Annotated in this window: 19 protein-coding genes and 1 pseudogene; 8 read left to right on the top strand and 12 right to left on the bottom strand. The window is 68.1% G+C overall.

Features of this window, described 5'->3' with window-relative positions:
* Positions 1 to 171: 171 nt before the first annotated feature.
* Positions 172 to 459 (top strand): annotated as a pseudogene (locus tag ABNK63_RS01335) (malonyl-[acyl-carrier protein] O-methyltransferase BioC); the annotation flags it as partial.
* Between the two features lie 48 nt (positions 460 to 507).
* Here the strand turns inward: ABNK63_RS01335 and ABNK63_RS01330 are convergent.
* Complete coding sequence (locus tag ABNK63_RS01330; RefSeq protein WP_350016467.1) at positions 508 to 1,794, bottom strand: alpha/beta hydrolase; 1,287 nt, start codon at positions 1,792 to 1,794, stop codon at positions 508 to 510.
* A gap of 348 nt (positions 1,795 to 2,142) precedes the next feature.
* Here ABNK63_RS01330 and ABNK63_RS01325 point away from each other — a divergent pair, with 348 nt between their 5' ends.
* The gene (locus tag ABNK63_RS01325; RefSeq protein ID WP_350016466.1) at positions 2,143 to 3,666 is read left to right on the top strand and encodes a LytTR family DNA-binding domain-containing protein; all 1,524 of its coding nucleotides are present in this window, start codon (positions 2,143 to 2,145) and stop codon (positions 3,664 to 3,666) included.
* 18 nt (positions 3,667 to 3,684) lie between these two features.
* On the opposite strand, the gene ABNK63_RS01320 is transcribed toward ABNK63_RS01325, so the two are convergent.
* The 7 genes from ABNK63_RS01320 to ABNK63_RS01290 form a co-directional block, all read right to left on the bottom strand.
* On the bottom strand, positions 3,685 to 4,812 hold the full coding sequence (locus tag ABNK63_RS01320; RefSeq protein WP_350016465.1) for an acyltransferase: 1,128 nt from the start codon (positions 4,810 to 4,812) through the stop codon (positions 3,685 to 3,687).
* A 109-nt stretch (positions 4,813 to 4,921) separates the two neighbouring features.
* A complete protein-coding gene (locus tag ABNK63_RS01315) occupies positions 4,922 to 5,665 on the bottom strand; it encodes a LytTR family DNA-binding domain-containing protein (RefSeq protein ID WP_007808695.1) in 744 nt (247 codons plus the stop codon).
* Positions 5,662 to 6,729: a histidine kinase gene (locus tag ABNK63_RS01310; protein ID WP_007808694.1), complete on the bottom strand. Its 1,068-nt coding sequence runs from the start codon at positions 6,727 to 6,729 to the stop codon at positions 5,662 to 5,664. Before ABNK63_RS01310 ends, ABNK63_RS01315 begins: the two co-directional genes overlap by 4 nt.
* Before the next feature lie 46 nt (positions 6,730 to 6,775).
* Positions 6,776 to 7,282 (bottom strand): hypothetical protein, encoded by a 507-nt coding sequence (locus ABNK63_RS01305; protein WP_007808691.1) that lies wholly within the window; start codon positions 7,280 to 7,282, stop codon positions 6,776 to 6,778.
* A 110-nt stretch (positions 7,283 to 7,392) separates the two neighbouring features.
* Entirely contained in the window at positions 7,393 to 8,274 is an 882-nt protein-coding gene (gene rhtA, locus ABNK63_RS01300) for a threonine/homoserine exporter RhtA (protein ID WP_040673367.1), read from the bottom strand.
* A 107-nt stretch (positions 8,275 to 8,381) separates the two neighbouring features.
* On the bottom strand, positions 8,382 to 9,059 hold the full coding sequence (locus tag ABNK63_RS01295) for a hypothetical protein (protein WP_007808687.1): 678 nt from the start codon (positions 9,057 to 9,059) through the stop codon (positions 8,382 to 8,384).
* Positions 9,060 to 9,104: 45 nt separating this feature from the next.
* Entirely contained in the window at positions 9,105 to 9,692 is a 588-nt protein-coding gene (locus tag ABNK63_RS01290) for a DNA-3-methyladenine glycosylase I (protein WP_007808684.1), read from the bottom strand.
* A gap of 79 nt (positions 9,693 to 9,771) precedes the next feature.
* Here ABNK63_RS01290 and ABNK63_RS01285 point away from each other — a divergent pair, with 79 nt between their 5' ends.
* Entirely contained in the window at positions 9,772 to 10,653 is an 882-nt protein-coding gene (locus ABNK63_RS01285) for a DMT family transporter (RefSeq protein ID WP_007808682.1), read from the top strand.
* Here ABNK63_RS01285 and ABNK63_RS01280 read toward each other — a convergent pair whose 3' ends face one another.
* Both ABNK63_RS01280 and ABNK63_RS01275 read right to left on the bottom strand, forming a co-directional pair.
* Entirely contained in the window at positions 10,654 to 11,607 is a 954-nt protein-coding gene (locus ABNK63_RS01280; protein WP_238530943.1) for a pyridoxal-phosphate dependent enzyme, read from the bottom strand.
* Positions 11,601 to 12,602, bottom strand: coding sequence for an aldose 1-epimerase (locus ABNK63_RS01275; RefSeq protein ID WP_007808678.1), 1,002 nt, complete (start codon positions 12,600 to 12,602; stop codon positions 11,601 to 11,603). Before ABNK63_RS01275 ends, ABNK63_RS01280 begins: the two co-directional genes overlap by 7 nt.
* Positions 12,603 to 12,668: 66 nt before the next feature.
* Between ABNK63_RS01275 and pepN the strand changes: the two genes are divergently transcribed.
* Positions 12,669 to 15,323: an aminopeptidase N gene (pepN, locus tag ABNK63_RS01270; RefSeq protein ID WP_050981450.1), complete on the top strand. Its 2,655-nt coding sequence runs from the start codon at positions 12,669 to 12,671 to the stop codon at positions 15,321 to 15,323.
* Positions 15,324 to 15,415: 92 nt separating this feature from the next.
* Here the strand turns inward: pepN and ABNK63_RS01265 are convergent, their stop codons facing one another.
* Positions 15,416 to 15,601, bottom strand: coding sequence for a hypothetical protein (locus ABNK63_RS01265; RefSeq protein ID WP_007808674.1), 186 nt, complete (start codon positions 15,599 to 15,601; stop codon positions 15,416 to 15,418).
* Between the two features lie 606 nt (positions 15,602 to 16,207).
* On the opposite strand from ABNK63_RS01265, the gene mnmG reads away from it, so the two are divergent.
* From mnmG to ABNK63_RS01245, 4 genes are all read left to right on the top strand, one after another.
* A complete protein-coding gene (gene mnmG / locus ABNK63_RS01260; RefSeq protein WP_350016464.1) occupies positions 16,208 to 18,085 on the top strand; it encodes a tRNA uridine-5-carboxymethylaminomethyl(34) synthesis enzyme MnmG in 1,878 nt (625 codons plus the stop codon).
* A 63-nt stretch (positions 18,086 to 18,148) separates the two neighbouring features.
* Complete coding sequence (locus ABNK63_RS01255) at positions 18,149 to 18,928, top strand: RDD family protein (RefSeq protein ID WP_007808670.1); 780 nt, start codon at positions 18,149 to 18,151, stop codon at positions 18,926 to 18,928.
* A 151-nt stretch (positions 18,929 to 19,079) separates the two neighbouring features.
* The gene (locus ABNK63_RS01250) at positions 19,080 to 21,413 is read left to right on the top strand and encodes a Tex family protein (protein ID WP_350016463.1); all 2,334 of its coding nucleotides are present in this window, start codon (positions 19,080 to 19,082) and stop codon (positions 21,411 to 21,413) included.
* An 86-nt stretch (positions 21,414 to 21,499) separates the two neighbouring features.
* A complete protein-coding gene (locus ABNK63_RS01245; protein WP_007808665.1) occupies positions 21,500 to 23,353 on the top strand; it encodes an autotransporter domain-containing protein in 1,854 nt (617 codons plus the stop codon).
* Between the two features lie 267 nt (positions 23,354 to 23,620).
* On the opposite strand, the gene ABNK63_RS01240 is transcribed toward ABNK63_RS01245, so the two are convergent.
* Positions 23,621 to 24,502, bottom strand: coding sequence for a YbaY family lipoprotein (locus ABNK63_RS01240; protein ID WP_350016462.1), 882 nt, complete (start codon positions 24,500 to 24,502; stop codon positions 23,621 to 23,623).
* Positions 24,503 to 24,628 lie beyond the last annotated feature (126 nt).

The following is a 24,628-nucleotide window of genomic DNA, read 5'->3' as shown; positions in this document are numbered from 1 at the left end:
ACTAAACATTCTTGCTGAAAAAGCCTCAGCATCAGGCTTTGCTTTGCCGCATGACCATCCGGGCATTGCAGAAGATGGCTGGTAATCAACACCCCGTGACGTGTTAAAGCAAGACATGACCCTCTGACGGTGTTGACACGGACGGCGAAATGGTGACCCTCTGACTGTTCCCGCTACACCCTCACCTACAGCGAACCGCGCAAGCTGCTGGAAGAACTGCAAGGCCTGGGCGCCACCAACGCCGACCGCGCGCGCTCGCGCGGCCTCGCCGGCAAGGCACGCTACCAGCGCATGCTGGCCGCCTACGAAACGATGCGCGTGGACGGCCGCATCCCGGCCACCTGGGAAGTGGTCAGCGCCCACGCCTGGGGCCCGCCGATCGGCCAGCCGCGTCGCGTGCCGGGCGGCGAGGTGGCCACGTTCTCACTCGATTCGTTGCGTGGCTCGCGACGAAAGTAGCGCGAAGCCGGCCTTCGGTCTTGCCTGAGGCCGGCACGACCCACCGCTTCATTTCTTCGACGGCGGCAGCACCGGCTTGAAATCAGGCAGCGGCGCGATGATCTGCGTTGATGCCGCCGGTTCGCCGCGCATGAAACGCTCGATCGCCGTCGTGACCTGCGGTGTCGCCATGAACAGGTTGTGGCCGGCATTGACCACCGTGATCGCCTGCAGGTGGTCCAGGCCTGCGGTAGCTTCGCGGTGGCTGTCGGGATAGGTGCGCCCATCCAGGGTTCCGCTGAGCAGCAGGGTTGGCACGTGGCTGTGCGGCGCCGTGCGGAACGCATCGCCAAGATCGAGCTGCGGAAGCACGCCGCCGAGTTGCGGCATCGGGAAGTTGAGAAGGTCGCCGAGCAGCGCGGTGCGGGCCTGCTGCTCGACCAGCGCCAGGCGCTTTTCGTCGATGCCGGAGGCCACATCCATGGCCAGCGGCATCGCCTGCATTTCCAGTGGCGCGCCGGGTGAAAAGTACTTTTGCATGATGCCCGCGATCGGCTGGTAGTTGCCCGCGTCGGCGGCGCGATAGACCGCGAGCATCTGCACCGCGCCTTCAGGGTCGGAGATGGCTCCGGCCTCGATCATCTGCAGGGTGCGACGCTGCAGCAGCACAGCGGCGTCCTTCCCGTTGGCGTCCTTCAGGTGCAGCATGACCGGCTTGGCTTGCAGCGCGCCATGGACGCGCGCGATCAACGCCTTGATATCGGGATAAGCCGCCTGGGCTTCAGGGTTGGTGTCCACCGCGGCCTGCAGGCGATCGAAATAGGCGTCGGTGCGCGCTGGCAGCTTGACGGTCTGATCGAGCCCTTCGACGCTGGCGATCACGACGCGGTCCAGATGGGGACTCATCGACTTGAGCGCAGCCAGTGCCAGATGGGTACCGTAAGAAATGCCCCAGAGCGTGATCTTCCCGGCCCCCAGGTGGCGACGCAACGCGTCCAGGTCGCGGACGCTCTCGTTGGTGTTGTAGCCGCGCAGGTCAACGCCCCTGGCTTTCCAGAACGCCGCGCATTCGAGCGCCGCGGCGCGGTAGGCGGCGGCGAAGGCCTGGTCGGTGAGGGCTTGGGATTCCGAGGGCGTCTTCGACGCCTTGCACACCGGCGTGTCATCGGAGGCACCGGTACCACGCTGGTCCAGGGCGATCACGTCACCGAACTGGCGCATGGCCATGAACAGCGGAAAGCGTCGGTGTTTCGCCGTCTCGATACCGGAGCCGCCCGGGCCACCGGCCAGATAGACGATCGGCGCCCCTGGCTTGCTGGTAGTGGCCGGGAAGCGGACATAGCGCAGGGTCAGCATGCGGCTGTGCGGATCGGCGCGGTTCTCCGGCACCTGGAACGAACCGTGGATCGCCTCGGTGGTCTGCCCGTCGACGCTCTTGAAGACGAAGGTCTGGGCGACCGCCTTGGGTGTTGTCGCACTGGCTGCGCCGAACGGGCAGAGGCAGGCAACGGCAATGAGTGCCTGTTTCAGGCCGGCGCGTTTTACGGGGGCATGCGTCATGGGAAGGCTCCAGGTCGTTGATGGAATGGAGCCAGCCTAAGCGCGCCGGATGCCTCGACCGCTGGCCGATCTGCCAACGGCGGCGTCGGTTCGGTGAGCGGCGGCCATCGTCCTGACGGCGGCACGGTATATTCGCCCGACGGTATGTCGACTATTTCCCGCCTCGCGCTTTTTCTTTGCCTGTGTCTGCCCTGGCTGCCGTTATCGGCGGCGGCGCAATCGACGCAGTGGATCGACGTGGACAACGTCATCACTTGCCCGGCGCAGCAAGCCGAAACCGCACCGCCGGATTTCTCTGCTCCGGGCTGCCGGACCGAGAAGATCCCGACGGTCGATCCCCAACACGGCACGCTCTGGCTGCGGGCAACCGTTGCCGTTCCCCGCAGCATGCTGGAACAGTCGCCCCCGCTGGGCCTGTTCATTTCCGGCAAGGCGGCGAGTACCGCGTGGGTGAACGGCCGCTTGATCGGCAGCAATGGCCGGCCCGGAGCCGGTCGGCGCAGCGAGACGCCGGGCCGGATGGATGCGGTGATCCCGATTCCGTCAGGCCTGCTCCACGCGGGCGCCAACGAGATCGCCCTGCAGCTGTCGGGGGTCTCGGGATTCCTTCGCCTGGACTCACCCATGCAGGCGTTGATGATCGGCACGTATGCCAACCCGACGGACCTGATTCTTCGCGCCTATTGGCCTTCGCTGGGTACCTTCGGCATCTTCCTGCTGGGCGCGTTGTACTTCGGCGTCGGGACATTTCGCGGGGGCGACCGTGCGGGCGCGGCGCTGCTTTGCCTGATCTCGCTGTTCGCCGCCGGGCAATTGCTGGCCGAGGCCTCACGCGGCTTGTTGGCCTATCGCTATCCGTTCCACGATCTGCGGCTGGTGCTGATCGTTCTGTGCTCACTCGGGTTCGGGCTGTGCCTGACCGCCCATGTCATTCGCAGGTTCCAGCCGCGACGACCGTGGCTGTCGTTCGCGGTGGTCGCGTTGGTGACCGTGGCAGGGGTGGTGCTGACCGCTTCCTATGACGGCAAGGCCCTGCTTGCGATGCTGTGCCCGGTGCTGTCTTGCGCGCTGGGCACCGCATGCTGGTCGTGGAAGCACAAGCCAGGGGCTGCCGTGTACTGCGTTGCGCTGGTCGTGTTCGGCGCACTCAGCCTCTTCCTGGGTGGAAAGTTTCTCGACGTCGCCTTCTTCTACCTGGTCGCGGCACTGCTGCTGTTCCTGTTCGCACAGCAGGCCGCCGCGCTTGCCCGTGAACAGAAGCTGGGGATTGCGCTGGCCAGCCACGCGCGGCAGCTCGAGGCCGCACTGGACCAGGCGCGCACCCCAAAGCAGCTGCCATCGCAGACGATCCGGATTGTCGACACCAGCCGCATCGAGCTCGTTTCAACCGACCAGATCACCCATTGCAGTGGCGCGGGAGACTATGTCGAACTCAACTTCGCCGACGGCAGCAAGCGATTGCACAACGGCAGCCTCAACGAGATGGAAAGGGAGCTGCCGTCTGCTTTCCTGCGCGTGCATCGCTCGCATATCGTCAATACCGCCTTCGTCGAGTCGCTCCGCCGGGAATCTTCCGGCATCGGCCAGCTGCGCATCAGCACGGGAGCCGTCGTGCCAGTGAGCCGTCGGATCATGCCGATGGTGCGACGGACCATCGGTTCGGATTAGTGCGAAGGCCGCGACGCATCATGAGGTGATGGAAGCCCGCGCGGCGCCGATCGGTTGGCGGGTATCGATGCGCTCACGCCAGCGCAGGAACGGCCGCTCCACCGCGTAATGCAATGCAGCGCCCACACTCAGCACCCCGGCGGCGTACAGCGCGAACGCTGCCATTCCGTGCACGTGCCAAGGCCCCACGACCCACGTCGCCACCGCATGCAGCGCCAGTTTGTGGCTCAGATAAAGGCTGTAGGAAGTTCGCGCCAGCCAGCCCGCACCGGGAATCGACCAATGCGCCGGCCATGCCGTGGCGGAAGCGACGCATAGCGCCAGCGCAATCGATAGCAGCGGGTAGCCCAGCACGGACGGCCAGAAGCCGAGGCGATCGTGGAACAGCCAGAGCGCCAGAGCGAAGACGGCGATGCCCGCCACGAGCAGGAGGCTGCGACGTGCCTGCCAGCGACGCCACAGCTGCGGCCGGCCGATCCGCAGCGCCGCCAGCGCCACGCCCGCCAGCAAGCCATCCAGCCGCGCCCAGGTCGGGTAGTAGATGCCTTCGACGAAACGCAGGCCGAACGCCGGACCGTCCTGGTCGCGCAGCGGCGCCATGTCGTGCAGCCAGACGTAGCCGCGTACGATCATGCCGAAGGCGACCACCGCCAGCCCCAAGGCCACCATGCGGTGCGTGGACGGCCGGCGCGTCATCCAGAACGCCAGCCACGGGAACAGCAGGTAGAAATGTTCCTCCACGCACAGCGACCATGCGTGCGAGAACGCCTGGTTGTGCTGGTAGTCGATCAGCAGGTTGAGGGTGAAGCTGAGGAACTGCCATGCCGGCTGCAGGCCGGGCGCTTCGCGCAACGTCGGGAAGGCGACATAGATGGCCAGCACCACCAGGAACGCCGGCAGGATGCGGAACGCGCGGCGGCGATAGAAATCCCGCCACGCCAGCGGCTCGCCCCGCGCCAGCGGCGCCAGCAACTGGTAGCCGATCAGGTAGCCGCTGAGCACGAAGAACAGGTCCACGCCCATCCAGCCGTAGTTCGACAGCCAGGAAAAATGCTCGCCGACGCCGCCCACGATGTAGGAGTGGAACAGCATCACCCAGACGATCGCCCAGCTGCGCAGCAGGTCCAGTCCGGGGAGTCGCTGCATGAGGTTTCCTGGTATCGGGGTGAAACGTGGAAGGTTGCGAGTCTGACCAGACGGCCCGCGTCGATAAGGGCAAAACCGGGGCAACCGGCGGGCAATCGTGTGGCGGGTGCTAGGCGGGTTCGCCCGTCAGCAAGGCCGCCCGCAGCGCATCGACATGAGTGCGGCTGGCACGCAGCACGGTGCCGTCGCGCAGGCGCAGCAGATGATCGCGGTTGGACAGCGCCTGCATCTCGGCCACCCGATCCAGCCGCACGATGGTCGAGCGGTGGATGCGCGCGAACTGCGCCGGGTCGAGCCGGGTGCCCAGCCGTTGCAGCGGCTCACGCAACAGGTGCATGTGCGCGCCCACATGCAGGCCGGCGTAGTCGCCCTGCGCCTCGATCCAGTCGATCTCTTCGGCCAGCACCAGTTGCACGCGGTGACCGAGGCGCACCTGGAAGCGCGTGGCATGACACGGCGCCTGCACGCCAGCGCCCTCACCCCGACGCAAGGCCAGCATGTCGCGCGCCCGCTCCAGCGCATCGGCGAAGCGCTCCTCGTCGACCGGCTTGAGCAGGTAGTCCAGCGCGCGCAGTTCAAAGGCGCGCAGCGCGAACTGCTCGTAGGCGGTCAGCAGCACGGTCAGCGGGCGCTGCTCCGGTGCCAGCGCTTCCAGCACCTCCAGGCCGCTCAGCCCCGGCATCTCCACGTCGATGAACAGCAGGTCCGGCGGCTGCGAGCGCAGTGAGGCCAGCGCCGACGCGCCATCGCCACACTCGCCGATCACGCTGACGTCGGCATGGCCGTCCAGCCGGGCGCGGACGCCGGCACGCGCCAGCGGCTCGTCGTCGACGATCAGCACACGCAGGCTCACGCGGCGACCGTCATCGGGCGGAACGGCATCGTGATCCGCACGCTGCAATCCCCGTCCGCTGCCAGCGCAAAGTCGAACTCGTGCGCGCTGCCGTAAAGATGGGCCAGCCGCTCGCGCACGTTGTGCAGGCCGATCGCCGGCCGCGGCGTGGCCCTCGCATCGACCGCTGAGGCCACGCCGTTGTTGTCGATGCGCAGCTGCAGCTGCCCGCCCACGCGCTCCACCTGCAACTTCAGCCGGCCGCCGTGGCTGCGCGGCGCGATGCCGTGGCGTATCGCGTTCTCGACCAGCGGTTGCAGCAACAGCGCCGGCACCGCCGCCTGCAACAGGTCGGCGCCCACGCGCAGATCCACCGTCAGTCGCGAACCCAGGCGGATCTTCTCGATGTCCAGGTAGTGGCCGGTCAGGGCCAACTCCTCGGCCAGCGGAATCTCGTTCACCTCGCCGCGTTCCAGCGTGGCGCGCAGCAGGTCGGCCAGCCGCGCCAGCATGCGGTTCGCATCCGCGCCGCGCTGTTCGGCGACCAGGGTGGAAATGGCGTTGAGCGTGTTGAACAGGAAGTGCGGGTGCAACTGGTAGCGCAACGCGCGCAGCTCGGCGTCACGGGCCAGCGCCAGCGCTTCGCTGACGCGGCTGCGCTCGGCCTGCAACGCCTGGTAGCGATCGACCACCGCATGGATCGCACAGAACGCGATCAGCGCGAGCCAGCAGCCATCCAGCCCGCCGAACAGACGATGCCAGTCGTAGGCCGGCACGGCCTTCCAGTGCACGGCGAGCAGCAGGGCGATCGCGTTGTTGGCGATCGACATCAGATAGGTCAGCGCCAGCAGGGCGAACACGGTCAGTGGCCAGCTCACGCGACGCTGCAGCGAGCGTTGCACGACGGCCAGCGGCAAGGTCCACAGCAGGTAGGCGATCGTATAGACGCCGCGAAACGCCAGCGCATGCTCGTGGCCGATCTCCGGCAAGGCCATCACCGTCATGCACAGCACCAGCGGCGCGCCGGCCAGCCACGGCAGCCAGATGGAGGCCGCCCCATCGCGGGCGGCGGCGACACGCATCATGCGGACTCCTGAGAAACGGCGCGCGAGCCGCACCTTGCCCGCCACTTTAGCGCGTGCGATCCGGGTAACTCGAATAGGCCATCGCGCTGATCTTCCAGCCTTCGCCCGTATGCACCAGTTGCCAGGTTTCGCTGCCCACGTTGTTGCGCTTGCCATCGACCAGGAACACGAAATCGAAATACACCGACGCCACCGCGCCGTCGGTCTGGATGCGCACGTTGGAAAACTGCTCCTCGATCGGCTGCTTGCTGTCGCCGATGAAGGCCGCGAAGTGGCGATGGTCGTCGGCGTGGACGCGCGACAGATCCGGCTTTCTCGCCTTGATGTGCCGGTACGCATCTTCGCCCAGCACCTCGAACCAGGAACCGCCCTCGGCCACGAACATGCCTTCGAGCGCGGTCTTGTCGTGGGCGATGATCGCGGCTTGGAAGTGCTTCACCAGCTGGCCGATCTGCGCCTGCGCCGCGGCATCGTCCGTTGCCCGCGCCGGGCCAGTCACGCCGGCGCAGGCCAGGCCGGCCAGCAAACCGGAAACCACCATGATCTTCCGCATGCGTCTCTCCTGAAGTGGGGTCGAGACCGCATTGAAGCCGGCGGCATGCCGCTGCGGCGAGCGTCGTGCGACGAGCCGTGCGCTGCCGTCGACGAGACGAAGGCGGACGCTCAGTTGGGCGGCGGCTCGGCCACCGGCCGGCGCACGCTGAGCGCCGTGCCGGCCGCGGCGACGATGATCGCCACGATCGCCAGCCACTGCAGCACGCTCAGGTGTTCGCCGAGGAAGCCCACGCCGGCGAGTGCCGCGATGGCCGGTTCCAGGCTCAGCAAGGTACCGAAGCTGCGCGTGGGCAGGCGGGTCAGCGCCAGCATCTCCAGCGAGTACGGCAGGGCCGAGCTGAGCACGGCCACGCCCAGCGCCAGCGGCAGCAACGCCGGGGCGAACAGTGCGCTGCCGGCGTGCGCGACGCCGAACGGGATGGCCAGCAGCGCCGCGATGCAGCTGCCCAGGGTCACCGTGTCCGCGCCGTGCGCCGCGCCCGCCTTCTGGCCCAGCACGATGTACAGCGCCCAGCCCACGCCGGCGGCCAGCGCGTACATCACGCCCATCGGATCGAGCGCGTGCGCCTGCCCGCGCAACGGCAACAGCAGGGCCAGTCCCGCCAGCACCAGGGCGATCCACGCAAAATCCAGCCAGCGACGCGAACCGAACAGCGCCAGCGCCAGCGGTCCGGTGAACTCGAGCGCCACCGCGATGCCCAGCGGGATCGTGCGCAGCGACATGTAGAACACCAGGTTCATCGCGCCGATCGACAGCCCGTAACCCCACAGCGCACGCACGTCGCGCACGCGCCGCGGCGAACGCCACGGCCGCCGCACCAGCAGCAGGATCAGTGCGCCCAGACCCAGCCGGCATGCGGTGGCGCCCTGCGCACCGATCAGCGGAAACAGCTGCTTGGCCAGCGCGGCGCCGCACTGGTACGACACCATGCTGACCAGCAGCATGGCGACGGCGAACAACACCGGGGCGTAGTCGGAACGTGGGGACACGGGTGGGGCCGACGGGGCAACGACGGCCATGATGCCTGCAGCGGGGTCGGTCGCCTACTGCCGGCACCGCTCGCCGCGTGGCTCACATCAGCGCCGGCACCACGCCTTCAGTGACGCGGCTCGTGGTCGTCATCGCCGCCGCTCGCGCCGAGGCCCATGCCGCCCGCACCGCCGCCCATGCCCTTGCCGCCGCCTCCCCTGGCGCCATCCTTCGCACCGCCGTCGCCCTTGCCGCGCGATGCAGGTATCCGGGTCGGCCCCTGCTGCGGGATGGCCAGGCCGGAGGGTACCGGTTCCAGGTCCAGCACCCGGCGGATGAAGTTGCGCAGCGACGCGACCAGTTCGGCCATGTGGGCGGGACGCCCGGCCACCATGTCCGCGGCGGCCTTCGCCGCCAGCTGCACCTGTTCTTCGGTGCCCAGCAGGATGATGTCCGACAACGCCGCCTCGACCGCATCGCGGATGCGGCGCGAACGGTCGCTGCCGGCGCCTTCGTGACCGATCGGTTCAGCCGCCGAAGTGCCGTCCGGCTCGGCCCGGCGGCGCAGGTCTCGCAGGTGGCTGGGGTCGACCGCGAGGTTCCCGGTGAACGAGCCGCCCAGCGTCTTGTACGCCGCGATCAGCGTGCGCAGGCGTTCGTTGATCTGCCGGTTCTCGCGCTCGCGCCGCTGCTGGATCGTCTGCATCGCCAGCAGGCGGATGCCGACGCCGATCAGGGTGATCACCGCCAGCCCGAGCAGCGTCGTGAGCAGCCCGTGCCACGAACTGAAATCCAGATTGCGCATGCGAAGACTCCGGGGATTCGAAGGTTCAGCCTGTGGCCCGGCGACTCAAGCTTCCGTGCAGGCCCTGTGCCGGAAGCAGCCCACCAGGTGATCGTTGATCATCCCGGTGGCCTGCAGCAGCGAGTAGCAGATGGTGGTGCCCACGAAGCGGAAGCCGCGCTTCTTCAGCGTCTTGCTCATGCGGTCGGACAGTTCGGTGCTGGCCGGCACCTCGGCCTGCTCGCGCCAGCGATTGCGCAGCGGCTTGCCGTCGACGAAGGACCACAGCCAGACGTCCAGACTGCCGAACTCCCCGATCACCTTCTGCGCGGCGACGGCGTTGTCGCGGACCGAGGAGACCTTGAGGCGGTTGCGGATGATGCCGGGGTCGAGCAGGCATTTTTCCAGCTCGCGATCGGTCATCGCAGCCACCCGGGCGATCTCGAAATCGTGGAAGGCCTTGCGGTAGTTGTCGCGCTTGTTGAGCACGGTGCGCCACGACAGGCCGGCCTGGGCACCTTCCAGGCAGAGGAACTCGAACAGGCCGCGGTCGTCGTGCAGCGGCGTGCCCCATTCGGTGTCGTGGTAGTCGCGCATCAGGGCGTCGCCGGCGGCGGCCCATTGGCAACGGTGCGGTTCGGTGGTCCTGGTCATGGCTGGCTTGTGCTCACGAGGTGCCGCACAAGCTAACCCAGCCCGCTAGACTTGTCGCCCCATCCGCGCCCGGTTTCCCATGTCGCCCTCGCCCTCACGCGGCGCGCTGTCCGCGCTGTTCGTCACCATCCTGATCTGGGCGTACAGCTGGGTCGTGATGAAACAGGTGCTGGCGTATGCCGGCCCGTTCCATTTCGCGGCGCTGCGTTACCTGCTCGGCGCTGCCGTGCTGTTCGGCGCGCTGCTGCTGTCGCGGCAATCGCTGCGGCCACCGCCGCTGTTGCCCACCCTGCTGATCGGGCTGTGCCAGACCACCGCGTTCCAGGGGCTGGAGCAATGGGCGCTGATCGGCGGTGGCGCCGGCCATGTCGCCCTGCTCGCCTACACCATGCCGTTCTGGGCGGTGCTGCTGGCCTGGCTGGTGCTGGGCGACCGGCCCACGCGACGCCACTGGATCGGCGTGGGGCTGGCGGCGATCGGGCTGCTTTGCATCATCGAACCGTGGCATGACCTGGGCAGCGCGCTGAGCACCACGTTGGCGATCGCCGGCGGCGCGGCCTGGGCGGCCGGCACGGTGCTCAGCAAGCGGATGTTCCAGCGGCACGCGCCGTCGGTGCTCAACCTCACCGCGTGGCAGATGCTGCTGGGCGGCGTGGCGCTGGGCGCGATCGCGCTGGCCGTGCCCGAGCGGGCGATCGAGTGGAACGCGGCCTTCGTCGCGGGGCTGGCCTACAGCGTGCTGCTGGCTTCCAGCCTGGCCTGGTGGCTGTGGTCGATCGTGCTGCAGCGGCTGCCGACCACGGTGGCCAGCATTTCCAGCCTGGGCGTTCCGATCGTCAGCGTGCTGCTGGCCTGGCTGATCCTGCACGAGCAGCCGTCGATGATGGAGCTGCTCGGCATCGTGTTCGTGCTGGCCGGGCTGGTGGCGGTCAGCGGCGTGGGTGCGAAACGCCGCGCCTGATCACCACGGCAACGCGGCGAGATCCACGTTGCCACCGGTCAGCACCACGCCGACGCGCTTGCCGGCGAAGCGTTGCGGCTGCTGCAGGATCGCCGCCAGCACGGTGGCGCTGGACACTTCGACCACCTGCTTCAGCTCGGACCACAGCAACTGCATCGCCGCGATGGTCTCCGCGTCGCTGACCGTGATCACCTCGACATGATGAGCGCGCAGCGCGTCGAGGTTGCGCTCGCCGACCAGGGCGCGCAGGCCGTCGCAGACGGTGTCGGGCACCACGCTGGTGACCCGCGTGCCCTGGGCCAGCGAGCGCGCCGCGTCGTCGGCGCCCAGCGGCTCGGCGCCGAACAGGGCCAGCGCCGGGTCGATGCCGTGGGCGGCGATCGCCACGCCACTGGCCAGGCCGCCGCCGCCGACCGGGGTGATCAGCGCGTCCAGCGCGCCGGCCTGCTGCAGCAGTTCGAGGGCGAGCGTGCCCTGCCCGGCCATCACCCGCGTGTCGGCATACGGATGCACCAGCTCGGCGCCGGTGTCGCGCTGTACCTCGGCGCACTTCGCCTCGCGGGCCGCCTGGGTCGGCGCGCAGCGATGCAGGATCGCGCCGGCGCGCTCGATCGCCTCCAGCTTGGCGCGCACCGCGCCCTCGGGCACCACCACGTGGGCGGCGATGCCGCGGGTGGCCGCGGCCAGCGCCAGCGCGTTGCCGTGGTTGCCTGAGGAATGGGTGACCACGCCGCGCGCCGCCGTGGCGTCGTCGAGCGACCACACGGCATTGCAGGCGCCGCGGAACTTGAACGCGCCGCCACGCTGCAGGTGCTCGCCCTTGAAGTGCAGCTCGGCGTTGGCCAGCGCGTCCAGCCGGGCGCTGCGCAGGATCGGGGTGGGTCGCGCGTGCGGTGCGATGCGTGCGGCGGCATCGCGGATGTCGTCGAAACGCGGCAGGGCATCTTTCACGATTCGATCTCCACGCCACAGCGGAAGATGCGCTCGGCGCCGGGCCCCAGCCGGATCGCCGCGGCGCATTCGGGACGGTTGAACGCGTCGGCCATGCATTCCATCGGCTCCAGCGCGATCGCGCGGCGCGCATCGCGACTCACCGTGTCGGCGGTGAACGCATGCATCACGCCGCGCTCCTGCCATACCGCGATGGCGAAGCCGCTGGCCGGGTCGACCAGGCGGGTGCGGATGCGGCCATCGGCGTCGGCCGCCAGGTCGGTGTAGCCCTGGTCGAGGATGCTGTCGTCGAGCAGCCGCGGCCGGCGGAAATCCAGCGCCGGCGCAGCGTCCAGCGGTACATATGCCTCGGCGCCGGCCAGCGCGATCAGGTCGGCGCCGGTGCGGATCAGGGTCTGCGCGGGAATCTGCAGCTGCCAGTCGTCGACCTCGCCATCGGCCACGCGGAAGTACGGGTGCCAGCCGAAGAAGCATGGCGCCGCGCTGTCGCCGACGTTGCGCATGACGGCCTCCAGGGTGAGCCCGGCGTAGTCGAGAACAAACGTCACCGCCAGGTCGATCGCGTGCGGATAACCCGGTTGCGGGCGGATCGCGCTGGTGCGCAAGGTGACCCGGGCGGCATCGTCGTCCGCACCGAGATCGGCGACCTCGAACACCGCGTCGCGGACGAAGCCGTGGCGGCTGGCCCGATCGGCGCCAGTGACGCCCGGATCGAGATCCTGCGGCTGGCCGTCGAAGTCGTAGCGCGCATCGGCGATGCGGCCGGCGAACGGCACCATGATCGCGAAGCGCGAACCCGGCCGGTGCACGATCTCGCTGGCGTCTTCATAGCCGGCGGCGAGGTCGCGGGTTGTGCCGTCGACATCGGCCTCGAAGCTGAGCAGGGCCGCGCCACGTCGCGCGATGCGGATGCAGCGACCGCCGTCGACGTCGGTCAGCACCACGATGTCCTGATCGCCAAGGCGGCTGAGCCGGGCGGTGTAGCGCGTCGCACCCATGGGATTTTCCTGTGGTTTAACAGGTGCATGGTATCCTTTTCGTTCCCCACGCCCCATCTCTCCCCCATGCATGCACTCCCCGAGCAAGCCGCCCCGGCCTTGATCCGTCTTTGCGACTACCGTGCGCCAGCCTGGCGCGTGGAGACGGTCGAGCTGGATTTCGACCTTGGCATCGACGCCAGCGAACTGCGTTCGCGCCTGCGCCTGCGCCGCGACCCCGCGCAGGATGCGCCGCTGCGCCTTGACGGCGAAAACCTGCAACTGCTGTCGATCAGCCTCGATGGCGTGCCGTTGCCGGCCACCGCCTACCGCTACGCCGGCAACGTGCTGGAAGTCGACGGCGCCCACGACGGCAGCGTGCTGGAGACCCGTGTGCGGCTGCGCCCGGCGGCGAACACCGCGCTGGAAGGCCTGTACCTGTCCGGCTCGCGCGAGGCCGGCTTCCTGCTGACCCAGTGCGAGGCCGAGGGCTTCCGCCACATCACCTTCTTCCCCGACCGGCCCGACGTACTGTCCAGTTACACGGTCACCCTGCGTGCCGATCGCGAGCGGTTCCCGGTGCTGCTGGCCGGCGGCAATCCGGATGGCGCCGGCGAGCTCGAGGGCGGCCGGCACTGGGCGCGCTTCGTCGACCCGCATCCCAAGCCGAGCTACCTGTTCGCCCTGGTCGCCGGCCGGCTTGAAGTGCTGGAGCGCGACTACGTCACCGCCGACGGCCGCGCGGTGCAGCTGAAGATCTGGGCCGAGGCCGACGCGATCGACCGCTGCCACTACGCGATGGACGCGCTGGAACGCTCGATGCGCTGGGACGAGCAGGCCTACGGCCGCAACTACGACCTGGACGTGTTCCACGTGGTCGCCACCCATGACTTCAACATGGGCGCGATGGAGAACAAGGGCCTCAACATCTTCAACGCGAAGTGCCTGCTGGCCGATCCGGATTCGACCACCGACGACGAGTACCGCCACGTCGAAGCGGTAGTCGCCCACGAGTATTTCCACAACTGGAGCGGCAACCGCGTCACCTGCCGCGACTGGTTCCAGCTGAGCCTGAAGGAAGGGCTCACCGTGTTCCGCGAGCAGAGCTTCTCGGCCGACATGAACTCGGCGCCGCTGAAGCGGATCGAGGACGTGTCGCTGCTGCGTCGCGCCCAGTTCCCCGAAGACGCCGGCCCGCTGGCGCATCCGGTGCGCCCGGCGCAGTACAGCGAGATCAACAATTTCTACACCGCCACCGTCTACGAGAAGGGCTCGGAGCTGGTGCGCATGCTGGCCGGTGCGCTGGGTCAGGACGGCTTCCGTCGCGGCATGGACCGGTATTTCGAGCGCAACGACGGCCGCGCCGCCACGATCGAGGACTTCCTCGCCGCGCTGGGCGAAGCCAACGGCACCGACCTCACCCCGTACCTGGCCTGGTATGGCCAGGCCGGCACGCCGCGACTGAAGGCTCACGGCCAGTACGACGCAGCCGCGCATACCTACACGCTGAGCCTGGGCCAGCGCGCGCCTGGCGGCAACGGCGCCGAGGCACGGCCGCCGCTGCCGATCCCGGTGAAGCTGGCGCTGTTCACCCGCCACGGCGACATGCTGCCCCTGCATCTGGACGGCCAGACGTCCGGATCATCGAACGAGATGGTGGTGGTGCTGGATCAGGCCGAGCGGGACTTCGTGTTCACCAACGTGGTCACCGCGCCGGTGCCGTCGCTGCTGCGGGGCTTTTCCGCGCCGGTGGTGCTGGAGTGCGACTACGCGCCGGACGAGCTGGCCCTGCTGCTGGCCCACGACATCGACGGCTTCAACCGCTGGGAAGCCGGCCAGCAACTGGCGGCGCGCGCCTACGAGAACCTGCGCGACGGCAACGCGTCCGACGCCTTGCTGGCCTGGTGCGATGCGCTGGCCTCGCTGTTCGGCAACGCCACGATCGACGACGCCTTGCTGGCCGACCTGCTGACCCCGCCGGGCGAGGTGGAACTGGCCGAGCGCGAGTCGGCGATCGATCCGCAGCGCATTCACCAGTTGCGCCAGGAACTGCAGCAGCGGCTGGCCGCGCGCCTGGGCGCCGACGCCCTGCGCCAGCGCTACGCCGCGCTGGCCGCGCACACCAGCATCGCGCTGGATGCCGTCAGCCAGGCGCGTCGCAGGCTCAAGCGCCGCGTGCTGGAATTGCTGGCTTTGCTGGACCGTGACGGCGCGGCCGAACTGGCGGCTGCACAGTTCCGCGACGCGCCGGGGATGACCGATCGCCTCGCCGCGCTGTCCGTGCTGGTGCGCGGTGGCGCGCCGCAGGCGTCCACGGCCCTGCTCGAATACCGCGCACGTCATGCCGGCGATGCGCTGGCGCTGGACAAGTGGTTTGCGGTGCAGGCGCAGTTGCCGGGCGAGCCCGCGCTTGAGCGCGTGCAACTGCTGGAGCGCGACGACGCGTTCACGCTGAAGAATCCGAACCGGGTGCAGTCGCTACTGGGCGCGTTCGTGCGCAACAACCCCAGCGGCTTCCATCGCATCGATGGTGCCGGCTATCGCCTGCTGGCCGAGCGCCTGGTGTCGCTGGATGCGTTGAATCCGCAAGTCGCGGCGCGACTGGCCACGGCATTCAATGGCTGGCAGCGGCTGGAGTCGCGGCGGCGCGAGGCGGCGCGTACGGTGATCGTGGAGCTGGCGGCGCATCGCGGGCTGTCCCGCAACCTCGCCGAAATCATCGGCAGCGTGTTGAATCACTGACCGTCGACGGGGTGCCGCGCAGTGGGGCTGCCCCGGTATCTCGCCCTGCGGTGCGTGGTGGTGTCACCACGCACGTGGGCGGGGTCTTTCATTCAGACGGCCAGATGATCGAGCGCGTCCAGCAGGCTCTGCATGCGCGATTCCAGGTCGGGCTGCAGCGCGTCACGCTCGCTGTCATTGCGGTCGTACAGCTCGTCGATGTCCATTTCGACCTGACCCAGTTCGACCAGCAGGTCATGATGCGGATAGACGGGCTGGAAATCGAAGCTCATGTCCATGACATATCCCCTTCGTGGTTGGTAGCGAAATGGATGCAACCGCCATGCCATGTGTGATGTGCATCACAGTTTTTCCGGGCATGGATCACACGACTGACGCAGCACGTCATCAGCTGCCGTGATCGGACACAAAACTCCTTTTCAGTCACCCTTTGTTCACGCATTTTCGGTGAATATCGACCCGCACCACGAGACGGCAGACGCTGCTTTCGTTTCAGCGAATTTCCGGTTTCTGGCGTTCGGCAATACGGTCATCCTGGATTCCCCCTGTTCCTGAGACCGCCGAGCGCCAGATCTAAAAGCACGAGGCCCCGCGGCCACCACCGCGGGGCCTCGTCATTTGGTCGATCCGGAGGCATCAGAGCGGTTCGGATGGCACAAAAGACGACGGCACCCCGAGGGGTGCCGTCTTGCTTCCTTTCCCGGTACGCGATCGAACCCCTGTCAGTTCGATCTCGGCGCGCGTAGTCGCGCAGCGTCTGCCCTGGAAAGTGCTGCCGTATTCAAAGCAGGAAGCGTGCCATCCGTCGGGTCGGGCGCTCAAACCCTTGATGGCGTTACCATGTCGCCCCGTTTCGTCACTTTTTGCACGCTCAGGTCAGTTTGATGCACCACCCGACCCGTTACGACGTCATCGTGATCGGCGGTGGCCACGCCGGCACCGAAGCCGCGCTGGCCGCCGCCCGCACGGGCGCGCGCACCCTGCTGCTCAGCCACAACATCGAGACGATCGGACAGATGAGCTGCAACCCGGCCATCGGCGGCATCGGCAAGGGCCACCTGGTCAAGGAGATCGACGCGCTGGGCGGTGCGATGGCGCATGCGGCCGACCGCGCCGGCATCCAGTGGCGCACCCTGAACGCCTCGAAAGGTCCGGCCGTGCGCGCCACCCGCTGCCAGGCCGACCGCGCCCTGTACAAGGCGGCGATCCGCTACATGGTGGAGACCCAGCCCAACCTCGAACTGTTCCAGCAGGCGGTGGACGACCTGATCATCGAGGGCGGCCGCGTCTGCGGCGTGGTCACCCAGATGGGCCTCACCTTCAGCGCCCGCAGCGTGGTACTGACCGCCGGCACCTTCCTCGCCGGCAAGATCCACATCGGCCAGGCGCAGTACGCCGGCGGCCGCGCGGGCGATCCACCGGCCAGCACGCTGGCGCAAAAGCTGCGCGAACTGCCGGTGGCCGCCGACCGGCTGAAGACCGGCACGCCCCCGCGCATCGATCTGCGCAGCATCGATTTCGACGGTCTCGACGAGCAACCCGGCGACACGCCGGCACCGGTGTTTTCCTACCTCGGCTCGCGCGAGGAGCACCCGCGCCAGGTCAGCTGCTGGATCACGCATACCTCCGAGCGCACGCACGAGATCATCCGCGGCGCGCTGGACCGCTCGCCGCTGTACACCGGCCAGATCGAGGGCGTGGGTCCACGCTATTGCCCGTCGATCGAGGACAAGGTAGTGCGCTTCGCCGAGAAGTCCTCGCACCAGATCTTCATCGAGCCGGAAGGGCTGGACACCTTCGAGATCTATCCGAACGGCATCTCCACGTCGCTGCCGTACGACGTGCAGCTGGCCCTGGTGCAGTCGATCAGGGGTTTCGAGCACGCCCACATCACCCGCCCCGGCTACGCGATCGAGTACGACTACTTCGACCCGCGCGGATTGAACCCGTGGCTGGAGACCAGGGCGATCCCCGGCCTGTACTTCGCCGGCCAGATCAACGGCACCACCGGATACGAGGAAGCCGCGGCGCAAGGCCTGATCGCCGGCCTCAACGCGGCGCTGTCCGTGCAGGGCAAGGCACCGTGGTATCCGCGTCGCGACGAGGCGTACATCGGGGTGCTGATCGACGACCTCACCAGCAACGGCACGATCGAGCCCTACCGCATGTTCACCTCGCGCGCCGAATACCGGCTGCACCTGCGCGAGGACAACGCCGACCTGCGCCTCACCGAACGGGGTTTCGAGCTGGGCGTGGTCGAGCAGACGCGCTTCGATGCCTTGCGCGCCAAGCGCGACGCGGTGGAGCGCGAACTGCAGCGGCTGGGCTCGCTGTGGATCTCGCCGACGAATGCGCTGGGCGCGGCCGTGCAGCGGCAGCTCGGCATCACGGTCACCCGCGAGACCAGCGCGACCGACCTGCTGCGCCGTCCCGAACTCGACTACGCTAGGCTTGCCGAGGTCGCCGAACTGGGGCCGACGCTGACCGCCGAGGACGTCGTGGCGCAGGTCGAGGTGCAGGTGAAGTACGCCGGCTACCTCGAGCGCCAGCGCGAGGAGATCGAGCGCCAGCGACGCCAGGAGCACCTGCCGATCCCGGCCGGGTTCGACTACGACAAGGTGCGCGGGCTGTCCGCCGAAGTGCTGCTGAAGCTCAAGCGTTCGCTGCCGGCCACCGTCGGCCAGGCCGCCCGCGTCAGCGGCGTGACGCCCGCCGCGATTTCGCTGCTGCTGGTGCACCTGAAGCGCCGCAACGCGGCCTGAGCTTGCGGCAATCGCGGCCGGTCATGGCATCATGCCCACTTTGACCAGCATGGGGAGTGCGCAATGGAAATCTGGATCGGCCGCGACGGTGAACGACATGGCCCCTACAAGGAAGAAGACGTGCGCCAGTGGCTGCGCAGCGGCCAGGTCAGCCCGGCCGACCTGGCCTGGTACGAAGGCCTCGCCGACTGGCAGCCGCTGTCGGTGCTGTTTCCCGACGCGGTAAGCGCGGCACCCCCTGCAGCCGCCGCGGGCAGCAATCCGTACGCCGCGCCTGCCGCACCGCTGCTGCCGCAGACCACGGCCGCCGCGCTGGAAGACTATGCGGGCTTCTGGAAGCGCTTCGCCGCCTACATCCTCGACGCGATCATCCTGTACATCCCGCAGGTACTGATCGAGAAGGCGTTCGGTGGCACCGCGGCGAAGGCCGCGCTGCAGCAGGCGATCCTGGATGGCGCCGGCAACCCGGACGCGATGATGGCCGCCAATGCGCATTACTACGGCACGATGTGGCCGGCGATGCTGCTGATCATGGTGGTGGGCATCCTCTATTTCGTGGTTTGCGAAAGCTCGGCCTGGCAGGGCACGGTGGGCAAGCTGGCGCTGGGCATCCGGGTCACCGATCTGGACGGCAACCGGATCAGCTTCCTGAAGGCACTGGGCCGCTATTTCGCCAAGTTCCTCAGCGCGATCATCCTCGGCGTCGGCTTCCTGATGGCCGGTTGGACCCAGCGCAAGCAGGGCCTGCACGACATGATCTGCGGCACCCTGGTGCTGAACGGCCGCGCCAGCGAGTTCAACGGCGCGCCCGCCGCCAGGAAGAACAACTCGTTCAACGCGTGATCCCGGGCTGAATCGCACGGCAGCGGCGCCGCGGTCGATCCGCGGCGCCGTTTTGTTTGGCGGGCAGCACCCTCGGGGTCACTTGTTATCATCGGGGGTCAGTCCCGTTTATCCGGCGCCACGCGCCGTTGCAAGGAATCGAAAGTCGCTCATGCAAAGCATCGAACAACGCATCGCCACCGATATCGCCGCCAGCACCGCTCAGGTCCGCGCCGCGGTCGAACTGCTCGACGGCGGCGCCACCGTGCCGTTCATCGCACGCTACCGCAAGGAGGTCACCGGCGGCCTTGACGACACCCAGCTGCGCCTGCTGGAGGAACGCCTGCGCTACCTGCGCGAGCTGGAAGAACGCCGCGCGGCGATCCTCGCCAGCGTCGAGGAACAGGGCAAGCTCGATGACACGTTGAAGGCCGACCTGCTCGCCGCCGACACCAAGGCGCGGCTGGAAGACCTGTACCTGCCGTTCAAGCCCAAGCGCCGCACCAAGGCGCAGATCGCCCGCGAGGCGGGGCTGGAACCGCTGGCGCTGGGCCTGCGCGACGATCCCACGCTGACCCCGGAAGCGTTCGCCGAGTCCTTTGTCGACGCGGAGAAAGGCGTCGCCGACGTGCGCGCGGCGCTGGATGGCGCCCGCGCGATCCTGATGGAATCGATCGCCGAAGACGCCCACCTGGTCGGCGAGCTGCGCGACTGGCTGTGGACGCAGGGGCAGATCCGCGCGACCGTGGTCGAGGGCAAGCAGAACGAGGGCGCGAAGTTCCGCGACTACTTCGACCACGTCGAGCCGATCGGCAAGATTCCCTCGCACCGCCTGCTGGCACTGATGCGCGCCCGCAACGAAGGCGTGATCGAGATCGAACTGGCACCTGCCGCCGACAGCGAGCAGGGCCACGCCGAAGCCGAGGGCCGCGTGGCGGCACATGCCAACATCCACAACCGCGGCCGCGCCGCCGATGCCTGGCTGCGCGAAACCGTGCGCCTGACCTGGCGCGTGAAGCTGCACTTGCACCTCACCCTCGACCTGTTCGGCCGCGTGCGCGAGGCCGCCGAGGACGAGGCGATCCGCGTGTTCGGCGACAACCTGAAGGACCTGATGCTGGCCGCCCCGGCGGGCGCGAAGACGGTGATGGGGCTGGACCCCGGCATCCGCACCGGCTGCAAGGTCGCCGTGGTCGACGCCACCGGCAAGGTCCTCGCCACCGACACCATCTACCCGCTGGAGCCGAAGCGGCAGTGGAACGAATCGCTGGCCTCGCTGGCGCGGCTGTGCAAGCAGCATCGCGTCGACCTGATCTCGATCGGCAACGGCACCGGCTCGCGCGAGACCGACAAGCTGGCCGGCGAACTGATCAAGGGCCTGGCCAAGGCCGACGCCTCGCACACCATCGCCAAGATCGTGGTGAGCGAGGCGGGCGCCTCGGTGTATTCGGCGTCCGAAACCGCCGCCAGGGAATTCCCCGACCTCGACGTCACCCTGCGCGGTGCGGTGTCGATCGCCCGCCGCCTGCAGGACCCGCTGGCCGAACTGGTGAAGATCGAGCCGAAGGCGATCGGCGTGGGCCAGTACCAGCACGACGTGAACCAGATCAAGCTGGCCCGGGCGCTGGATGCCCGCGTCGAGGATTGCGTCAACGCCGTCGGCGTGGACGTCAACACCGCCTCGGCCGCCCTGCTGTCCCGCGTCGCCGGGCTCAGCGCCAGCGTCGCCGAGAACGTGGTGAAGCACCGCGACGCCAACGGTCCGTTCGCCAACCGCAAGGCGCTGCTGAAAGTGCCGCGGCTGGGCGACAAGGCATTCGAGCAGTGCGCGGGTTTCCTGCGCGTGCCGAACGGCGACAACCCGCTGGACGCCAGCTCGGTGCATCCGGAAGCCTATCCGGTGGTCGAGCGGATCATCGCCCAGTGCGGCCGCGCGGTGCGCAACATCATCGGCGACACCGGCTTCCTGCGCGGGCTGAAGGTCGAACAGTTCACCGACGAGAAGTTCGGCGTGCCGACCGTGCGCGACATCCTGAAGGAACTGGAGAAGCCCGGCCGCGACCCGCGCCCGGAGTTCGTGGCGCCGAGTTTCGCCGAAGGCGTCGAGGACGTGAAGGACCTCCGGCCGGGCATGATCCTCGAGGGCCGCGTCACCAACGTGGCCGCGTTCGGCGCCTTCGTCGACATCGGCGTGCACCAGGATGGCCTGGTCCATGTCTCGGCGCTGTCGCATACCTTCGTCAAGGACCCGCGCGACGCGGTGAAGGCCGGCGACATCGTCAAGGTGAAGGTGATGGAGGTCGACCTGCCGCGCCAGCGCATCGGCCTCAGCATGCGGCTGGACGACGAGCCCGGACAGACGCGCGAACGCGGCGCCGGCGCAGCGGACGGCCGCGGACCACGCGATGGCCGTTCGCCCAGCCGTGGCGCAGGACTGCCCATGCCCACGCCGCCTCCCGCCAGCGGCGCCTTCGCGGACGCTTTCGCGAAAGCCCGCAAGAACTGACGTCGATGGTGCAGCCGCAGGCTTTCCGTTACTTTAGTGAATATCTACGCGGCCCCTGCCGGGGCCGCTACTCCAGGAGTCCATGCATGCTTCGCACACGTCATCTGGCCGGCGCGATCGCCGCCGCCATGCTGCTGGCCAACGCCGCGCAGGCCACCGATCGCTCCACCTTCAACCATGTCGTGGTGTTCGGCGACAGCCTCAGTGATGCGGGCAACCTGCCCAACACCGCCGGCGCCTACGACAAGTTCACCACCAATCCCGGCCAGGTTGCCGTGCAGAACGTGGCCGACCAGCTGGGCCTCGACCTGCAGCCGTCCCGACTGGGCGGCAGCGACTACGCCTACGGCGGCGCCGGCGTCACCACCAACAGCGATCCCGCACCGCAGATCCAGACGATCACCCAGCAGGTCAACGGCTATCTGGCCAACGGCGCCAGGGCCGATCCGCACAGCCTGTACATGATCTGGGGCGGCGCGAACGACATCTTCTATCACTCCACCCAGTACGGTGTGGGCGTGGTCATCCCCGGTTACGGCGAAACCCTGCAGCAGGCGACGACGAACATCAACGCCGCAGCCACCCAGGAAGTGGCGCTGATCAACCAGCTCAAGCAGGCTGGCGCGCAACACCTGGTGGTGTTCAACCTGCCCAACATCGGCGCCACCCCGTCGGCCCGGGCGAACGAGGCGCTGGTGCCCGGCATCAGCGGCGTGCTCACCGACGTGTCGCAGTCCTACAACCAGATCCTCAATGCCGGCCTGGGCGACCACACGCTGGCGGTGAATGCCTACGCGCTGTTCGACCAGGTGCTGGCCGATCCGGGCAAGTACGGTTTCGTGAACGTCACCACGCCTGCCTGCACCACGTCCAGCTCCCACGACTGCGACGGCACGACTCTGGTCGCCGCCGGCGCGGACCAGAACTACCTGTTCGCCGACGGCGTCCACCCCACGACCGCCGCGCACCGGATGCTCGGCCAGGTCGTGTCGTCCGAACTGGCCGCGCCGCAACAGATCTCCCTGCTCGGCGAAGCGCCGTTGTCCGCGATCAGCGCCTACGGCCGTGCCCTGCACAACCAGATCCTGCAGGACAGCCTGGGCGAAGGCACCCGCGCCTTCGTCAACATCGACTACGCCCAGCAGCGTTTCGATGCCAGCCCCAGCTCGCCGTCGGTGAACAGCGACAACGCGCACTTCACGCTGGGCTACGACGTGCGGGTCAACGAGAACCTGTCCGCCGGCGTGGCGCTGGGCATCGCCCGTGACACCGCGCACATGAACGGCGGCGGTGGCTACCACCTGGTCGACTACTCGGGCCTCGGCTACGTGACGTGGCAGGCCGGCGGCGGCTACGTGGGCGGCATCGTCCATTACGGCCAGTCCAACTTCAAGCACATCGAACGCAATTTCCAGGTCGGCGCGGCGCGCATCAGCGAAGTCGGCAACACCGACGGTTCGCACCTGGGCGCGAACATCAACGGCGGCTGGTGGTTCAGTTTCGACGACATCCGCACCGGCCCGTTTGCCAGCCTCGAATGGCAGGACGCGAAGGTCGACGGCTACGCCGAGATCGGCAGCGACGCCACTGCCATGTGGTTCGGCAAGCAGCGCCGCCGCGCCTTGCTGGGCAGCATCGGCTGGCGACTGCAGGGTCAGTGGCAGGTGGCCAACCTGGTCATGTCGCCCTATGCCGAACTGGCCTGGACGCGCGACAGCAAGGCTGACTCCGTGCGCGCGGTCACCACCGGCCTGAACAGCATGAACGGCTCGTTCTCGATGGTCGGCTTCATTCCGGACAAGGCCTGGGGCACGGCCGACCTGGGCCTGTCCGCCCAGCTCACCCCGAAGGTCACCAGCTGGATCGGCTACAACGCCCGCTTCAGCGATACCAGCCAGCGCTACAACGCCTTCAACATGGGCTTCCGGATCAAGTTCTGAGAGGTTGTGTTTTTTTTTCAACCCCGGAGCCCGGCCATGGCGAGGGCATGGATGCCCGAGTTGAGGCAACGCAGGAGCAGTTGCCCGATGGCCGGACGTGGATCGGTCACGCGAATGACGGATTCACGTGAGCACGTCCCGGCATGTACCGGACTTGCGATGGAAGAAAACCACAGGAAGTGGGTTTCTTCACAGGCTCCGAGTTTTCGCAAGGCACAAAAAAGCCGCCGGTCTCCCGGCGGCTTTTCTTTTGGACGTCCGGACGGCTTACTTGTTCTTGCCGCCGGTGGCGAGGCTGAGAATCGACAGCGCGTCCTTCTTCATGGTGGCGGCAGCGGCGGCGTCGAGCGGCTGCACGTCGGCGCCGACCTGGTGCTGCTTGAGCACCAAGGTGCCGTCCTCGCTCCAGCCGGCCCGGTCGGTTGCGCTGGGCTTGCCGTCGCGGTTCGCCTTGGTTTCCTGCACGATCACCCACGGCTTGCCGTTCTTGTAGGCATAGTCGGTGCTGGTGTAGCCCTTGTCGCCGTAGTCGACTTCCTCGCGGATGTACTTCACTTCGCCGGCCTGGCGGAACAGCTGCCAGCCGCGCGAGTCATTGGCCTCGAGCTTGGTGCCATGGCTGATCTTCATGCCGCCGATCTGCGCCTTGACCTCGCCGAATTCGGCCAGCAGCTTCTCCGACGGGGTCTGCTCCGACTGCAACTGGATCGCCACCGCGTCGTTGTTGCTGCCCTTGGCCAGCACCGGCGCCTGGATCGGCATGGTGTACTGGCGATCACCGTCGGTGATGGTGGCCTGGATCACGTACAGGTCGTTCGGCTTCACGTCAGCCGGGTTGAAGCTGAGCGTGAACGACTGCGGGAACGTGCCGGCCGGCGAGGTCTTGCTCGCCAGCGGCGCCGAACCCACCGCGTTGGAGGACACGTCGACCAGGTTCAGCACCAGGCTGGCCTTGTCCGACGGCGTCGGCGAGCCGGCACGCAGCGAAATCGTTCCGCTCACCTGGCTGGGCGTCTTCGCCACGGCGCCCGCGGTGTTCGCCGAAGCGGGACCGGCGGAGTCCGCCTGCGTGGACGAATTGGAAGCGTTGTTGCAACCGGCCAGGGCCAGTGCAGCAACCGACATCAGCGACAAAACCGTCTTGCGCATCGGGGAAACCTCTTCAAGCGTGAAATCAGGCACGTGTCCGTTCAGGCGCTCGGCGCCACGACTTTTACGCGGGGGAAGTTCCAAGCATAGCCCAAAAAACGCGACCCGGAAAAGTCAAGCCATCCA

Origin of the sequence: Rhodanobacter sp. IGA1.0 (assembly GCF_040208325.1) — a bacterium.
GTDB lineage: Bacteria > Pseudomonadota > Gammaproteobacteria > Xanthomonadales > Rhodanobacteraceae > Rhodanobacter > Rhodanobacter spathiphylli.
This window is presented reverse-complemented; position numbering and strand designations above follow the sequence as displayed.

What these genes read in the sequence shown, in the direction of transcription:
- ABNK63_RS01330 (WP_350016467.1), bottom strand. Translation starts at nt 1,794, where the DNA reads ATGCTGACCCTGCGCTATGTCCGCTTCCCGGCCACTACCAGCAAGCCA.
- ABNK63_RS01325 (WP_350016466.1), top strand. Translation starts at nt 2,143, where the DNA reads ATGTCGACTATTTCCCGCCTCGCGCTTTTTCTTTGCCTGTGTCTGCCC.
- ABNK63_RS01320 (WP_350016465.1), bottom strand. Translation starts at nt 4,812, where the DNA reads ATGCAGCGACTCCCCGGACTGGACCTGCTGCGCAGCTGGGCGATCGTC.
- ABNK63_RS01310 (WP_007808694.1), bottom strand. Translation starts at nt 6,729, where the DNA reads ATGATGCGTGTCGCCGCCGCCCGCGATGGGGCGGCCTCCATCTGGCTG.
- ABNK63_RS01305 (WP_007808691.1), bottom strand. Translation starts at nt 7,282, where the DNA reads ATGCGGAAGATCATGGTGGTTTCCGGTTTGCTGGCCGGCCTGGCCTGC.
- ABNK63_RS01295 (WP_007808687.1), bottom strand. Translation starts at nt 9,059, where the DNA reads ATGCGCAATCTGGATTTCAGTTCGTGGCACGGGCTGCTCACGACGCTG.
- ABNK63_RS01290 (WP_007808684.1), bottom strand. Translation starts at nt 9,692, where the DNA reads ATGACCAGGACCACCGAACCGCACCGTTGCCAATGGGCCGCCGCCGGC.
- ABNK63_RS01285 (WP_007808682.1), top strand. Translation starts at nt 9,772, where the DNA reads ATGTCGCCCTCGCCCTCACGCGGCGCGCTGTCCGCGCTGTTCGTCACC.
- ABNK63_RS01275 (WP_007808678.1), bottom strand. Translation starts at nt 12,602, where the DNA reads ATGGGTGCGACGCGCTACACCGCCCGGCTCAGCCGCCTTGGCGATCAG.
- pepN (WP_050981450.1), top strand. Translation starts at nt 12,669, where the DNA reads ATGCATGCACTCCCCGAGCAAGCCGCCCCGGCCTTGATCCGTCTTTGC.
- ABNK63_RS01265 (WP_007808674.1), bottom strand. Translation starts at nt 15,601, where the DNA reads ATGGACATGAGCTTCGATTTCCAGCCCGTCTATCCGCATCATGACCTG.
- mnmG (WP_350016464.1), top strand. Translation starts at nt 16,208, where the DNA reads ATGCACCACCCGACCCGTTACGACGTCATCGTGATCGGCGGTGGCCAC.
- ABNK63_RS01255 (WP_007808670.1), top strand. Translation starts at nt 18,149, where the DNA reads ATGGAAATCTGGATCGGCCGCGACGGTGAACGACATGGCCCCTACAAG.
- ABNK63_RS01250 (WP_350016463.1), top strand. Translation starts at nt 19,080, where the DNA reads ATGCAAAGCATCGAACAACGCATCGCCACCGATATCGCCGCCAGCACC.
- ABNK63_RS01245 (WP_007808665.1), top strand. Translation starts at nt 21,500, where the DNA reads ATGCTTCGCACACGTCATCTGGCCGGCGCGATCGCCGCCGCCATGCTG.
- ABNK63_RS01240 (WP_350016462.1), bottom strand. Translation starts at nt 24,502, where the DNA reads ATGCGCAAGACGGTTTTGTCGCTGATGTCGGTTGCTGCACTGGCCCTG.